Source organism: Aerococcus sp. HMSC23C02 (assembly GCF_001806805.1).
Taxonomy (GTDB): domain Bacteria; phylum Bacillota; class Bacilli; order Lactobacillales; family Aerococcaceae; genus Aerococcus; species Aerococcus sanguinicola.
This window is the reverse complement of sequence record NZ_KV786039.1, coordinates 46321-58616: the sequence shown is the minus strand read 5'-3', so window position 1 is coordinate 58616 and position 12296 is coordinate 46321. Positions and strand designations below refer to the sequence as shown.

Genomic DNA, 12296 nt, shown 5'->3' with positions numbered 1-12296 from the left:
GTAAGCAAGCAAAAGAAAAACAAAGTGTAGTTGCTAATAGCCGCTTACCTCAAACAGGTGCAGTGGCTGGTATGTCTGCTGGAGCAATTGCAGTTAGTCTATTTGTAGGTGTTGGTAGCTTAGTACTAGGTAGAAGAAAGAGAAAATAGAGCATTGTTTATAATAAAAGAAAGGAGATAATAAAAACTATAAAAATAGGCTATAGAACTAGCCAATAAAATAATCCGTCAATAACGTTGTAAAAGGCAGCGTTATTGGCGGATTTTATTTTTTGTAAATATCCATTAATTTTACAATAATAGAAACTACTTATTCATAAATTTCCTTGTTTTTATGTAAATGCTTAGGTATACTAAATATAATAGTAGATAAAAGTTTTTATGAGGAGGAAAATATTAATGGAAGAAAAGGAAAATAAAAAGAAAAAATCTTTACTTTGGTTACTATTATTTCTTTTACTAGGTGTAACCATTGGTGGCGTATATACTTATTGGGTCGGTAATGTAGGTGGCCCCAATGACCAGTCACAGCAAGAAACAGTTGTGATTGGTGAAGGGGAATCCATTGCGACACAATTAGACGTTAGCAAAACTTTAGCAAATGAAGGGAAAAAATTAGTTCCCCAAGGAAAAGCTAATGTAAGTGTCGGAGGTACGGAACAAAATGTTGAAAGCTTCCAAGTTACCTATACTGTAAAATGGCAAGAATCTGGTGATAAAAATATTATCGATGCAGATGACGCGATCAATCGTACTCTGAGTGTTACCGGAACTGGTGAAATTGAAGGGGCGCAAGCTGCAAACAATGAGCTAGTGAACTTATCCATTGATCCATCCACAGCAGAAATTACAGCAGATGGTGAAGCCGTTGAGGTTAGAGTGACGGTTACATTAACTGAACCTAGAGATAAAGCTCAGTATGATGATATAGTAGGTAAAAATATCCTAGTTAACCTAAACTTCAGTGTTGAATAGGTTTGCTATGTTATATCGATGCATTCAGATGATAAGGAAAGCTTTAGCTTTCCTTATCATCTTCTTTATAGGTTTTTATTTTACGGTGAATCACTTGGATCCCTATTTAGCTATTAATACATTTGGTTTTAAGCCTTTTATCGTTAAAACTGATTCGATGGAGCCTAAATTTTATCCTGGTGACATTGTGATTGTTGAGCCAGTCGATCAAGAGGACTTGCAGGCAGGCGATATCATTGCCTTTGAACTTTCTGATCGTTTTTATGTGGTGCATTCCATTGCAGATATACAGACGAGTCAGTCTGGAAAAATTATTTTTAAAACAAAACCTTTCAGCGTCACTGACAAGAAACTGTGGGATTACTGGGGAATTCAATCTAATCAAATTTTGGGTCAAGCGAACCATGTGATCCCTAAATTAGGCCATGTCGTTCTGTTTCTGAGGTCAAAAGTTGGTCTCGGCACAATGACGCTATCTGCTGTTATTGTTTGGTTAATTTGTCGAATAAGCGGTCGGGAGGAGAGAAGATATGAAAAAAATTAAAATCTTATTACTTCTTGGCCTGATGACTATTTTGACTCCCAATATATGGGCTTACTGGTCAAGTCATTTAGAGAATCCTCAAGCGCAATCCCAAACAGGGAATGTTGTGATTGGCAAATGGATCTATTCAGATTTAAGTAATCGCAAAGTCATTTACTTAGATCTCAATGCACCTGACACTTGGCCAGATCGAATAGAAGAGGGGACCATTGTTATCGTTGAAGATAATAATGAGAATTTACTGGTTTATGAAACCCTTCATTCTATTGATCGAACAGACCAGCGTTTTAATCCAACGCAACCGAATACCAACTGGGCTCAGCCGATGATCTATAGTGAAAATACGGCAGAATATCGCTGGTTCCACCATTATTACAATGGCGATATCGTTATATTTAATAAGGCATATTATCGTTACACTGGGAGTATTCCCCACAACCCTAATACGATTACTCAAACGCCACCCTCTCCAAATTCAAATCGTTGGGAACACCTTCCCAAAACTTGGACCGTTGACCCTTGGTTCCGCTATGTTCTCTATAATGAAGGGGATATTGTCTCTTACAAAGGGAAGTTGTATGAAAGTACAGTGAGTGGAAATAGTAACTTTGAGCCAGATTTAGAGAATAACCCTTGGCGAGTTGTAGGAACAGCTTGGTCCATCGCTCCATATGCTGGTCTTTCGATGGAGGAAGAAGGTGAGAAAGAATGGCAGGAAGATAAACTTTATCATAAAGGCGATCAAGTCCTCCTAAACAATGAACGCTATATCTTATCAGCTGATCGTTCGCAGGGGGAACTTCCTTCAGACTTTCCCAACATCTGGGAAAAATTAGAAGAGGAGAAATTAGAAGAGGAGAAATTAGAGCCTGAACAATCAGAACCAAATACTAGTCCTCAAGACAATGCCCCTAAAGCTGATCAAGGAACTCTCTGGAAAGAGGGGCAAGAATATCACCAGGGAGAAATTGTTGTTTATAAGGAGATTCCTTACCAATTAATAGCGGATTATTCGGTCGATGATATTCCAGACCAGAATCCGAATATATGGCAGGTCATCGAATTCGAAGATGAAGGGGGATCAGACTAAAAAAATGACTGACAATGATTAACGAAATTGATTGATGAGAAAAGTCTCTATAGTGAATCAATGAGCCATTTGGCTTGCTATAGAGTTTTTTCTTGGAAATTCTAAGGGTACAGAATAGGTGACTTCAAATAATTCATGTTTTTGGTTAATCTGCTCAATTTATAGCAGAACTGTACTATATCAGATGGTTAGACTACTAAAGATGAAGTCTCATTAGCCATTAAAAATCCTATTAAACCTTGGTTAATGAGGGATAATAGATAAGAGTTAAGTAATATTAAAAGAGCCGGATCATCTTCCTTATTTCTCCTGCCATCTATTGTTTGACAGAGATAGGAGAATGTAATCTGGCTCTCGGCTTTCTATTATTCTTATACGCTAGTAGTCAGAGTGAGGATTAAGGGTAAGCAACATCTTGCTCAAGAAGCCAACCTAGGTACGCACCTGGAGTCGCAAGCAGGTAAGCTTTCTGACTGCGGCTCTGCTTGACAGGCTTTTCATTAACTACCTTATAGGTCTTACCTAAAACTTTAGGATGGATGCGTTCACCTGTCTGCCAATGGGTGGCGTGCTGGGCGATGGTGACCTCTTTGGCGTCACGTAACTTGACCAAGTTATTAACCGCCTGCTGGATAGTTATCGGATTGTGACCAGCGGATTTGAGGCGACGAATGCGGTCGCTACCGTTGCCCCATTTGGCATCAAGGACTTCTTTAGCTAATTCGTAGTCTTTGACGCTAGGTTTGGCATTTGAACCATAGTGAGGCCGGGCGTAACCTTTGATTCTCCAGTCATTCCATCTATATCTATTTCGCCTTACCATGTTAGCAGAATTCCCTTCGATAGTGGTTATTTGACCAGCTGAAACACTTTCGACAAAGCCAATATGGTCCGCAAAACCGGCGCCATCCCAATCAAAGCTAATGATATCGGCCGATTTGGGATAAGTTCGTCCCAACCAGATTCCTAGCTGGTTGAAGCGATGGATGTGACGCTGGACGCCACATTCGCGTCCGATAAGATGCGAAGCTCCGACTTCATCAGCGACTGCTGTGACGAAGGCGTCGCACCAGTCATCGGCATAGGTCATTGTATAGCCAACGGGACGCGGCAAGATACTGTTGTAGCGGTCGATGAGATCTTTATGAGTGGGGGACCATTGGCGAACACCCAAATACTTACGAGCACAATTAAGGATATCTTGGCTGCTGACCATGGCCATTCCCTCCTCCATAATAATGATGACTTGAAATTTGTAATATCGTTCCTAAAAAAGCAGTTCCTAAGTTGATAAGGGTCACCCAGACGTCAACGGCATCCCAATAAAGGACCTCGCCAATCCCTTTGACGAGAACTGCTAGAGCAGGTAAGAAGATTAGGACCAACCACTTAGCCTTGTCGTAGGCATCATTATTTAAGAACATGTCTCCACCTCCATCTCTTTTAGAGCGGCTTTAAATTTCTGAATGGCTTCCTGCTGAATTTTAATCTGATAGCCCTGGCAAGCGACTTCCTGGGCTAATTCTTGGCGGGCTCGGAGCTGTTGGTCTAAGCTTTCTTGAATACTGTCGATGCGTTGAATGAGGTCATGGATAGCAGTAATCAACTTAACTAGGCGGTGAATGAGAGTTACTAGGGTTAAGATGGCTCCTGCCAAACTTCCAAGTTCAATAATTGTCATAGGCTAGTACCTCCTGGTATAAGAATGCATAAAATTGAAGAGTCATGAGCTCCTGGACAAACTATAAGTCGTGGGCTGATTGTCAGGATTAAATAGGGGAACAGATATTAAAAGCCCCGCTGAATACCAGCGAGGCCTGAGCGAGTGGACCTAGGCTAGAGGTTCTTCTCCAGCTACATAAACTTCGTCAACTTGGCGAGTGACATAGCGAGCGGAGACCGCTTCATCATAGACAATGGTGCCCTCTGGTGTTACGAAGGCTTCTGCTCCAGCGATAGTTTCAATAGCAGCTTGAGCTTGCTCTGCTGTAACGTCCAAGCGTGGATTAGCGATGCTGATTCGAGTCGACTTTCCGAGTGAGTTCTTGAAATTGAGTTCAAGATTTTGTGTCACTTCTGGCATCTTATATTCCTCCTTTTAAATCTTAAGCAAATACGTTAGTGACAATTTCTGCAACACCGAAAATGTCGTAGGTTGACAGGCTGTTGTAGGCTTCTTTAACTGCATTTGCCTCTTCACTTGTCACAGCTTCTTTTAAGTTGTTGATATGGATTTTCTTGTCCTTACCCTCCTCGGTATCGAAGCCGATGAGTTGCAGACGGGCGCTTTCAAATGATTTAATTTTTGTTTCCTCCTTTTTTCTGATGTCATGCATGACACCTTAAGAACGAAAAATGCTGAGTGAATGTCAAGGTCGAAGAATGTGAGCTAGGGGAAGAAGTTTCTGGCGGATATTTTTGAGTCTGGAATGTACGGCTTGGCGAGATACGCCATCAGCTTCGGCGATGCTGGCGAGAGAGTGGCCAGCTTGTAAGTGAAGGACTGTCTGGTATTCTTTGGTAGTAAGTAACTTTTTGGCATGAGATAGAAAAACTTGGACTTCTAGAGAGTATTCACGCTGGGCCTCGTCCTTGAGGTAGTGGAGCTCCTCTAGGGAACTGGCAGCCTGTGGTAAACGACGTAAGAGATCTAGGCAGTACCAGGACAAGGCTCGTTTGAGGTAAGCTGTAAAGCGGAAGCGGTCCGACTGGAGAATATCTCCCTCGAAAGCTTCAGCAACCTTAAGGGCTTTGAGTCGGAGTTCCTGGAGCAAGTCTTCGTAGTCTGCGTGATAGGGTGCAATGGAGAAGCGAGCGAGTACGTGGTGGAAAAGAGGCGTAAACTGGTCAAGGATAGCAGTTGAATCAGACATAGGGGCTCCTTTCTTGGTCAGGTCATGTGGTCTAACTTTATGATAAGGGAGCCCTGTCGCTTTTGCATTAGCTCCTTTTTAGCAAATTTGTATCAAAAGTGAGCATAAAAAAAGCAGGTTATCCTGTCGATAACCTGCAAGCTAGTCGATAATTAGTGGTCTAGCCCAGTGACGGTCGGAATTCAGCGGGGGATTCAGGGGCTAGTCCTCTGGCGTAGGCGTAAATAGTTTCTGGGAAGCTGAGGTCAAATACCGTCTCTGTCATGGACCACAAGGCGTAGAGCAAGTGGTTAAGAGGGTGGTAGATCAGGCCTTCGTTACGTAGCTCCTTAACTAGGAGTCCGAGCTCGCGATTGACTGAAAGTCCCTCCACATAGCGGTAGGAGAGCTCAAGCTTGATCTTAGTCAGGCGAGATAGGGTGTAGAGCTGGACGAAAGCTTCCCCAATTCGCTTCTCGATGAGAGGAAGATGGATCTCCGTCTCAAGATCATAGAAGCATTCCACTAGGCCGAGTGCGAGGTCACTCGTCGTGGGATAGTCCGCTAGAATAACTTCTTCGAGATTTTCGATTTGCGTGATGGTTTGAGCAAAAAGCAAGCGTTCGATAAATTTTTCGCTGTCTACCAAGAAAAGATCTTCGTTCATTTGGGCCTCCTTGATTAATTTAATTAATTTTATCAATACGTAATTGTATAATTAGTCTTTTGTTAATTAGTATTTTGTTACTTAGTACTTAGTAGTCGCTGGTTTCCAGTAACTAGCTTTCCTAGTTACTGGAAACCTAGATATAGGCTTGCAAGTATCAAGCTTTTGTTTAACGTCCCATTCGGTAGAGAGGGCGTTCGTAGACAACAGTTTCCCAGTATTTAATGCGCTGGCCAGCTCCGTTACGAACGGGATTGCGTTCGATATAACCCTGTTTGACTAGCTCCGTCCAACCACTACGAAAAGAAGTTTTTCCGTCAGTGGCCTGAGCCTTAACTGTTTCTATTCGGATCACCCAATCATCAGGGAGGGAGAGCAAGTAGGCCAAGATACCTTTTGCTTTCCAGGACAAATCGGAGCGATGTAGAAAATCATTGTCTATCACCGAGTAATTACTGGTTTTCTTAATCCGAAAATAAGACGTTTGGGGGCTAGGGCAGATATGCTTAATCATCAATTGAACCTCCTAGGTGTTGATGTAAGGATTGAAAATAGCGTATAAAAGCAATATTTTGACTCATTATTTGAGAATTAATGAGCATAGGAGATACTAGAGCACACGTTCGCCTCGAATTGAATTGATTGTCACGACGAGTTCGTCGGCGGATCCCAAGTAGATGTGTTCCTTCTCCATCTGGTAGAGATAGCACAAGTTTTCGAGCACCTGACAAGGCATGGAACTGCTGTCCCGCTCATAGCGACGTAAAGTCTGAACATGGATTCCACAAAAATCGGCAACAGTTTCTGCTGAAAGCCCGCAGTTAATTCGGCAAGCTTTAATGGAAAATTTCATATTAAAAGGTCCTCCATTCAATCAGTTTCTGATAATGAGACATCAATAATTCATAAGCTATACGACATTATAAAGCGCGCTTAAATTTAATATAGCTAAAACCAAAATTATTTTCAAGGAATCATATAACCAATGTATAAAAATAGTGAATATTTGCTCACTTTTTGAGCATTAGGATATCAAAAATAGAAGTATAGCGCTCCTTTATAAAGCGACTCTTATGAATTATTCTAAAAGTTTATAGTCAAAGTTAATCCAATATGAACAATTAATGGTTTTAATTATTTATTTCAGTGTTACTCTCTTAATTTTTTCAGACTGTTCAGGAGTAAATTTTATCTATTCAGGAATGAAAAGATGAAAAGGCTTCAGAAAGTGAAGAAAAGGTGAAGATTAGCTTGCTTTTTAATTCGATATGCATTAAACTCGTCATGTACATAAGATTGGTTCAGTCAATGTTATGGTGCTCTTAATGTAATAGTAAATCTTCAAAATTAGGAACAGGAAAGAAAAAAATAACAAGTTTCATGAATTATTTATGATTTTTATGTGACTAATTTAGAATTTTACGTTATACTAAGGGTGTGTAGGGAGAGGAACAAATTCATTACTGAATTTAAACTCTACATTAAGTAATCGTTACTAGAAATTTTTGACTAAAGTCAAGGAGGAAATATCTATGAAAAACTTGAAAAAAGTTCTATTAACATCAGTTGCTACAACTGCTGCTGCAGGTGCATTCTTTGCAGCTAACGCTGACGTTGCACAAGCAGCTCCAGCATTTACACCAGAAACTAATGCAGATGGTGTTCCAGTATTACCAGAAGAAACTCCTGAACAAGCTGCTGCTCGTAAAGCTGCACAAAAACAAGTTGAAGAAAACTTACAAAAATCTGCTCAAGAAGCAGAAACTAAACCTTCTAACAATGCACCAGTTCCTGATGTAATGTTCGAAACTCCTGGAAGTGAAGAAAACACTACTACAACTCCAGAAACTAAACCAGAAACTGGAAAAGTTGATACCGCTCAAAACGAAAAGGGCTATGCTACTGCACAAGAAGCAGAAGAAGCTGCTAAGAATGACCCTACTTACGTTGAAGGTGCAGAAATTAAAATTTCTGAATCTATGACAAATGGCGAAAAAACATATCACTATGTTATTTCACCTAATGTAGATACTAAGAATGAATTACCAGAATCACCATATGAATATGAAGCAGAAACTAAAGAAGCTGCTATCGAAATTGGTGAAGCTATGCTTAAACGTTCTAAATTAGAAGGAACTGCTTTAGCACAAGTTAACAACCATGTTGATGCTGTTCAAACTGCTTCAGGTAAATGGACGCCAAGCTTCAGCTTTGTAGAAAAAGAAGAAACTCCAGCTGAAGAAGATAACAAGAAGCCTGCAGACAAGAAAGACGAAAAAGCCGAAGATAAGAAAGATCCTAAGGCTGAAGATAAGAAAGACAACAAATCAGAAGCTGGAAAAGAAGATCCTAAGGCTGAAGACAAGAAAGACAACAAAAAAGCTGGCAAATCAGACAAACAAGTTGCTGCTGATAAGAAAGTAGCGGCTAAGAAATCTGAAGCTGTTAAAGCTAACGGTAACAAAGATGTAGCTAAGAAAGAAGCTGCTAAGAAAGCTAAATCTACTTTACCTAAGACTGGTGCCGTAGCTTCTGCAGCTCCTGCTGTATTAGGCTTAGCCTTAGCTTCTGTTGGTACTGCCTTCGCATTTGGTAAGAAGAAAGAAGACAAATAAGTCTTTCCCTTTTAAATCGAATGACACTTAGCTAAATATGATCGAACGAGATAGGCAAGGGCTTCGGCTCTTGCCTTTTTTATTCTTCTTATATATCGAAATATTTGATTATTTATGAAATGCGGTAGAATCAAGCTTTCATCTGATTGTGAATTTTCCTAGAAGATTTTTCTTTCTCTTGTAATCGACAATGGGGTATGATTTGAACTAGGCAAGAGCCAAGGTCGTGTCCTGGGTTCGCCGAATAAAAATTTTATCTTATGAGAGGATGTATGAATATGAACTTCAAAAAAGTTTTATTAACATCAGTCGCTACTACCGCTGCCGCAGGGGCATTATTTGCAACTAGCTTACAAGTTGCTGAAGCTGCTCCAGCTTACACTGCTCCAGTTGACAAAGACGGTAACATCATTCTTGGTGGCAACGCAGACGTTAACCCAGCAGATACTAACACTGACAAACCAGCTGACACTCCTACAGACAAACCAGCAGACAAACCTGCTGCAACACCTGATGCTTCAAACCAATTCAAAACATCTGTAGACGCTGATGGCGTTCCTACAAGTGTATCTGGTAAACCAGCTGTAGAACAACAAGAAGAAGTTAAAGCTGAAGATCCTAACTATTCACCATACGAATACGAAGCAGAAACTAAAGAAAAAGCTATCGAAATTGGTCAAGCAATGTTAGACCGTTCTAAATTAGAAGGCACTGCATTAGCACAAGTTAACAACCATGTTGATGCTGTTCAAACTGCTTCAGGTAAATGGACTCCAACTTTCAGCTTCGTAGAAAAAGCTGCTAAAGAAGACAAAAAAGCAGAACCTAAGAAAGAAGACAAGAAAGCAGATCCTAAGAAAGACGCTAAAGTAGAAGATAAAAAAGCTGTTGACAAGAAAGCTGTTAAACCAGCTGCCAAAGCAGACGCTAAAAAAGCTGCCGACAAGAAAGTAGCGGCTAAGAAAGCTGACGCTGTTAAAGCTAACGGTAAGAAAGAAGCTGCTAAGAAAGCTAAATCTACCTTACCTAAGACTGGTGCCGTAGCTTCTGCAGCTCCTGCTGTATTAGGCTTAGCCTTAGCTTCTGCTGGTACTGCTTTAGTATTCGGTAAGAAGAAAGAAGAAAAATAATTCTTTCTTAATTGAATAAGAAGCGAAAACCTTAGCATGATATGATCGGACGAGATAGGCAAGGGCTCCGGCTCTTGTCTTTTTTTATGGCTTTGGGTGAAAGGAGGGTGGTTGGTCTTCGGCAGTGGCGGCGAACTTGCGAAGGGGAGGGGCATTCGCAAGTAGCTGGTGCTCTACTTGCAAACAGAGGGGGCATTTGCGAGTTGCAATTGTCTTACTTGCAAAGGGGAGGGTCATTCGCAAGTTACCGCCGATCTACTTGCAAACAACAGCCCTATTCGCAAGTAGCCCTAATCCAATTTGCAAACCCAGCCTCCATTCGCAAGTTGCCATCCAAATCCTTTCCCCATAAGGAAAAAGCTAGCAAGGCAGGCCCGCCTTGCTAGCTTGTTGATCAATAGATTTTATTTTGAATGCAGCCTGTTCGCATTTTATTGATATCTTGGAAATAATCGCACAATAATCATAGATCTATCAATTATTTTCGAGCATGCACAACTCGGCTGATCAGTGTTATTTCTTGAGTTCTTTAATGGTATCAATAAAGCCCTTAAAGAAGTCTTCGGATGGTCCGTGGGCGTGGTGCCATTCGGGGTGGAATTGGACGCCGACTGCGAAGTGGTCGTCGTCTTTGGCTTCGATAGCTTCGACGACGCCGTCTGGGCTCCAGGCGGTGGCTTGGAGGGCGTCGGCGACTTTTTTGACACCTTGGTGGTGGTAGGAGTTGACCAGGTCGCCGTCGAAGTAGGACTGGCTGATCCAGGAGTTGGCCTTGACGCGGATGCTGTGGGTGGCGATGTTGGTGGCCGACTTTTGCACGTGCTGGATGCGGACGTCGGGGTTCTCGCTCAGGTCTTGGTAGAGGGACCCGCCCAGGCTAACGTTCATCAGCTGCATGCCCCGACAGACGCCGAGAATCGGAAGTTTGCGCTTCCAGGCCGAGTGGAAGACCGCCATCTCGAAGATATCCCGCTCGTGGGAGATATTCTGGAGCTTGAAGCCCGGCTCTTCGCCGTAGAGGTGGGGCGACAGGTCCTGGCCTCCGGTGAAGATGACGGCATCGACGAGGTCCAGGTAGTATTCCGTTTCCGCCTTTTGCGTCAGCGGGAAGAAGATCGGCGTCCCACCAGCCTTGATCAGGCCCTTGGGAAAGCCTTCATGTGTATAAAAAATCGGCAGGCCGGTGTAATGTTCGTCGTCACTCGTCAGCCGATTCATTGGAATGCCAATGATAGGTTTGGTCATTTGTCGTCATCCTTTCCAAATGAATAAACAGTTGTGGATAATTATATGATTAATTGAATGAAAATTCAAGCGAAGCCGCTTTACCTGCTTGTGATTTTCGGTTAGAATTTGAAGGAGAAGAATTGATTCAAAAGGGGGAATTTTGACATGCGAGTGATTGCAGGCGAAATGGGTGGCCGACGACTCAAGGCAGTACCGGGCAAGAACACCCGTCCGACAACGGATAAGATCAAGGAATCCATGTTCAATCGTATCGGGCCATATTTTAATGGGGGCATTGGACTGGACTTCTACGCGGGGTCGGGTGCCCTTGGTATCGAGGCCCTATCACGGGGGATCGAAAAGATCTATGCCTTCGAGAACAATCGCAAGGCCCAAGCCACCATCCAGGACAACGTGGAGACCCTCCGCCTGACCGACCGCTACGAGCTCCTGCGCGGCGACAACCGGCGCGGCCTCAAGCAATTGTTAGAGGGAAACGCTGACCTCCGCTTCGACCTGGTCCTCCTCGACCCACCCTATGAGGGCCAAAAATTACTGGAAATCCTAGAAGAATTCCAAGAGCTGGACTGCCTGGCCGACGACGCCATCATCCTCTGCGAACTCGGCAAAGAAGACGACCTCCCTCAAACCATCGGCCACTTAGAAGGCTGGCAGGACGTCACCATGGGCATCACCCGGCTGGTCACGTATCGGTATAGGGGCTAAGGTTGAACGGTGAGCATGCGTTCCACTTCGATTCATAATTAACGGGTTGACACATTTAGATAGCATATTCATTGTTAAATTAAGACGTGTAAAAGGCTCGGGATCCCTGTCCCAGCCTTTTTTGTTGTCAAGGAGTGGAAGTAGAAGTCAGCTCGATTGAATTGTTTTGAATTGGGGGCGAACTTTCAAACAAAGCCCTTCTTTATAAGTAGCAGGCGGCGAGCTTTCAAACAAGCCTTTTGTTTACAAGTAGAATGTGGTTAACTTTCAAACAGGGCCCTTGTTTACAAGTAGCAGGCAGTGAACTTTCAAACAAAGCCTCTGTTTACAAGTAGCAGAATTCTAAGCCGCCAGAATTTCTGTTTTCTCTTCTCCATTCAAAAGAATCCATCAATGATTTTAACTAGTTATATAAATAATTTTAGAAAATCATGTTGTGAGCAGGAGTGGAGCTCGAGTTTGATCGTTAGC

At 42.5% G+C, this 12296-nt stretch carries 16 protein-coding genes and 1 pseudogene; 7 read left to right on the top strand and 10 right to left on the bottom strand.

The window, feature by feature from the left end; genetic code table 11:
* The 4 genes from HMPREF3090_RS10045 to HMPREF3090_RS00420 form a co-directional block, all read left to right on the top strand.
* Positions 1–149 (top strand): LPXTG cell wall anchor domain-containing protein (locus HMPREF3090_RS10045; RefSeq protein ID WP_148130122.1); only part of this gene is annotated, 149 nt, incomplete at its 5' end.
* Between the two features lie 249 nt (positions 150–398).
* Positions 399–974, top strand: a complete 576-nt coding sequence (locus tag HMPREF3090_RS00430) for a hypothetical protein (RefSeq protein ID WP_067972413.1) — start codon at positions 399–401, stop codon at positions 972–974.
* A 28-nt stretch (positions 975–1002) separates the two neighbouring features.
* Positions 1003–1518, top strand: a complete 516-nt coding sequence (locus tag HMPREF3090_RS00425) for a signal peptidase I (protein WP_158444724.1) — start codon at positions 1003–1005, stop codon at positions 1516–1518.
* Positions 1505–2608: a hypothetical protein gene (locus tag HMPREF3090_RS00420; RefSeq protein ID WP_070485686.1), complete on the top strand. Its 1104-nt coding sequence runs from the start codon at positions 1505–1507 to the stop codon at positions 2606–2608. The genes HMPREF3090_RS00425 and HMPREF3090_RS00420 overlap by 14 nt, the downstream gene beginning before the upstream one ends.
* Positions 2609–3005: 397 nt before the next feature.
* Here the strand turns inward: HMPREF3090_RS00420 and HMPREF3090_RS00415 are convergent, their stop codons facing one another.
* The 9 genes from HMPREF3090_RS00415 to HMPREF3090_RS00375 form a co-directional block, all read right to left on the bottom strand.
* A complete protein-coding gene (locus HMPREF3090_RS00415; protein WP_067972403.1) occupies positions 3006–3824 on the bottom strand; it encodes a CHAP domain-containing protein in 819 nt (272 codons plus the stop codon).
* Entirely contained in the window at positions 3799–4032 is a 234-nt protein-coding gene (locus tag HMPREF3090_RS00410) for a phage holin (RefSeq protein ID WP_067972401.1), read from the bottom strand. The genes HMPREF3090_RS00415 and HMPREF3090_RS00410 overlap by 26 nt, the downstream gene beginning before the upstream one ends.
* Positions 4023–4289, bottom strand: a complete 267-nt coding sequence (locus HMPREF3090_RS00405; protein ID WP_067972398.1) for a hypothetical protein — start codon at positions 4287–4289, stop codon at positions 4023–4025. Before HMPREF3090_RS00405 ends, HMPREF3090_RS00410 begins: the two co-directional genes overlap by 10 nt.
* Before the next feature lie 150 nt (positions 4290–4439).
* The gene (locus HMPREF3090_RS00400) at positions 4440–4691 is read right to left on the bottom strand and encodes a DUF2922 domain-containing protein (protein WP_067972395.1); all 252 of its coding nucleotides are present in this window, start codon (positions 4689–4691) and stop codon (positions 4440–4442) included.
* Positions 4692–4713: 22 nt separating this feature from the next.
* Positions 4714–4944 carry a DUF1659 domain-containing protein gene (locus HMPREF3090_RS00395; RefSeq protein WP_070485684.1) on the bottom strand — a complete coding sequence of 77 codons (231 nt, stop codon included), beginning with the start codon at positions 4942–4944 and terminating at the stop codon, positions 4714–4716.
* 33 nt (positions 4945–4977) lie between these two features.
* Complete coding sequence (locus tag HMPREF3090_RS00390) at positions 4978–5481, bottom strand: sigma-70 family RNA polymerase sigma factor (protein WP_067972389.1); 504 nt, start codon at positions 5479–5481, stop codon at positions 4978–4980.
* 160 nt (positions 5482–5641) lie between these two features.
* Positions 5642–6127: a hypothetical protein gene (locus tag HMPREF3090_RS00385; protein WP_067972387.1), complete on the bottom strand. Its 486-nt coding sequence runs from the start codon at positions 6125–6127 to the stop codon at positions 5642–5644.
* Between the two features lie 169 nt (positions 6128–6296).
* Positions 6297–6539, bottom strand: a complete 243-nt coding sequence (locus HMPREF3090_RS00380; protein ID WP_143485099.1) for a hypothetical protein — start codon at positions 6537–6539, stop codon at positions 6297–6299.
* 198 nt (positions 6540–6737) lie between these two features.
* On the bottom strand, positions 6738–6980 hold the full coding sequence (locus HMPREF3090_RS00375; RefSeq protein ID WP_067972380.1) for a helix-turn-helix domain-containing protein: 243 nt from the start codon (positions 6978–6980) through the stop codon (positions 6738–6740).
* Positions 6981–7659: 679 nt separating this feature from the next.
* On the opposite strand from HMPREF3090_RS00375, the gene HMPREF3090_RS00370 reads away from it, so the two are divergent.
* Together HMPREF3090_RS00370 and HMPREF3090_RS09895 are read left to right on the top strand one after the other, a co-directional pair.
* A complete protein-coding gene (locus HMPREF3090_RS00370) occupies positions 7660–8742 on the top strand; it encodes an LPXTG cell wall anchor domain-containing protein (protein ID WP_067972378.1) in 1083 nt (360 codons plus the stop codon).
* A 272-nt stretch (positions 8743–9014) separates the two neighbouring features.
* Positions 9015–9872, top strand: a complete 858-nt coding sequence (locus HMPREF3090_RS09895) for an LPXTG cell wall anchor domain-containing protein (protein ID WP_180754583.1) — start codon at positions 9015–9017, stop codon at positions 9870–9872.
* A gap of 513 nt (positions 9873–10385) precedes the next feature.
* On the opposite strand, the gene HMPREF3090_RS00360 is transcribed toward HMPREF3090_RS09895, so the two are convergent.
* Positions 10386–11117: a gamma-glutamyl-gamma-aminobutyrate hydrolase family protein gene (locus tag HMPREF3090_RS00360; RefSeq protein ID WP_067972372.1), complete on the bottom strand. Its 732-nt coding sequence runs from the start codon at positions 11115–11117 to the stop codon at positions 10386–10388.
* A 144-nt stretch (positions 11118–11261) separates the two neighbouring features.
* On the opposite strand from HMPREF3090_RS00360, the pseudogene rsmD reads away from it, so the two are divergent.
* Positions 11262–11825 (top strand): annotated as a pseudogene (gene rsmD / locus HMPREF3090_RS00355) (16S rRNA (guanine(966)-N(2))-methyltransferase RsmD); the annotation flags it as partial.
* Positions 11826–12296 lie beyond the last annotated feature (471 nt).

What these genes read in the sequence shown, in the direction of transcription:
- HMPREF3090_RS00360 (WP_067972372.1), bottom strand. Translation starts at nt 11,117, where the DNA reads ATGACCAAACCTATCATTGGCATTCCAATGAATCGGCTGACGAGTGAC.
- HMPREF3090_RS00415 (WP_067972403.1), bottom strand. Translation starts at nt 3,824, where the DNA reads ATGGTCAGCAGCCAAGATATCCTTAATTGTGCTCGTAAGTATTTGGGT.
- HMPREF3090_RS00375 (WP_067972380.1), bottom strand. Translation starts at nt 6,980, where the DNA reads ATGAAATTTTCCATTAAAGCTTGCCGAATTAACTGCGGGCTTTCAGCA.
- HMPREF3090_RS00390 (WP_067972389.1), bottom strand. Translation starts at nt 5,481, where the DNA reads ATGTCTGATTCAACTGCTATCCTTGACCAGTTTACGCCTCTTTTCCAC.
- HMPREF3090_RS00405 (WP_067972398.1), bottom strand. Translation starts at nt 4,289, where the DNA reads ATGACAATTATTGAACTTGGAAGTTTGGCAGGAGCCATCTTAACCCTA.
- HMPREF3090_RS00395 (WP_070485684.1), bottom strand. Translation starts at nt 4,944, where the DNA reads ATGCATGACATCAGAAAAAAGGAGGAAACAAAAATTAAATCATTTGAA.
- HMPREF3090_RS00385 (WP_067972387.1), bottom strand. Translation starts at nt 6,127, where the DNA reads ATGAACGAAGATCTTTTCTTGGTAGACAGCGAAAAATTTATCGAACGC.
- HMPREF3090_RS00430 (WP_067972413.1), top strand. Translation starts at nt 399, where the DNA reads ATGGAAGAAAAGGAAAATAAAAAGAAAAAATCTTTACTTTGGTTACTA.
- HMPREF3090_RS00370 (WP_067972378.1), top strand. Translation starts at nt 7,660, where the DNA reads ATGAAAAACTTGAAAAAAGTTCTATTAACATCAGTTGCTACAACTGCT.
- HMPREF3090_RS00425 (WP_158444724.1), top strand. Translation starts at nt 1,003, where the DNA reads ATGATAAGGAAAGCTTTAGCTTTCCTTATCATCTTCTTTATAGGTTTT.
- HMPREF3090_RS00420 (WP_070485686.1), top strand. Translation starts at nt 1,505, where the DNA reads ATGAAAAAAATTAAAATCTTATTACTTCTTGGCCTGATGACTATTTTG.
- HMPREF3090_RS00410 (WP_067972401.1), bottom strand. Translation starts at nt 4,032, where the DNA reads ATGTTCTTAAATAATGATGCCTACGACAAGGCTAAGTGGTTGGTCCTA.
- HMPREF3090_RS00400 (WP_067972395.1), bottom strand. Translation starts at nt 4,691, where the DNA reads ATGCCAGAAGTGACACAAAATCTTGAACTCAATTTCAAGAACTCACTC.
- HMPREF3090_RS09895 (WP_180754583.1), top strand. Translation starts at nt 9,015, where the DNA reads ATGAATATGAACTTCAAAAAAGTTTTATTAACATCAGTCGCTACTACC.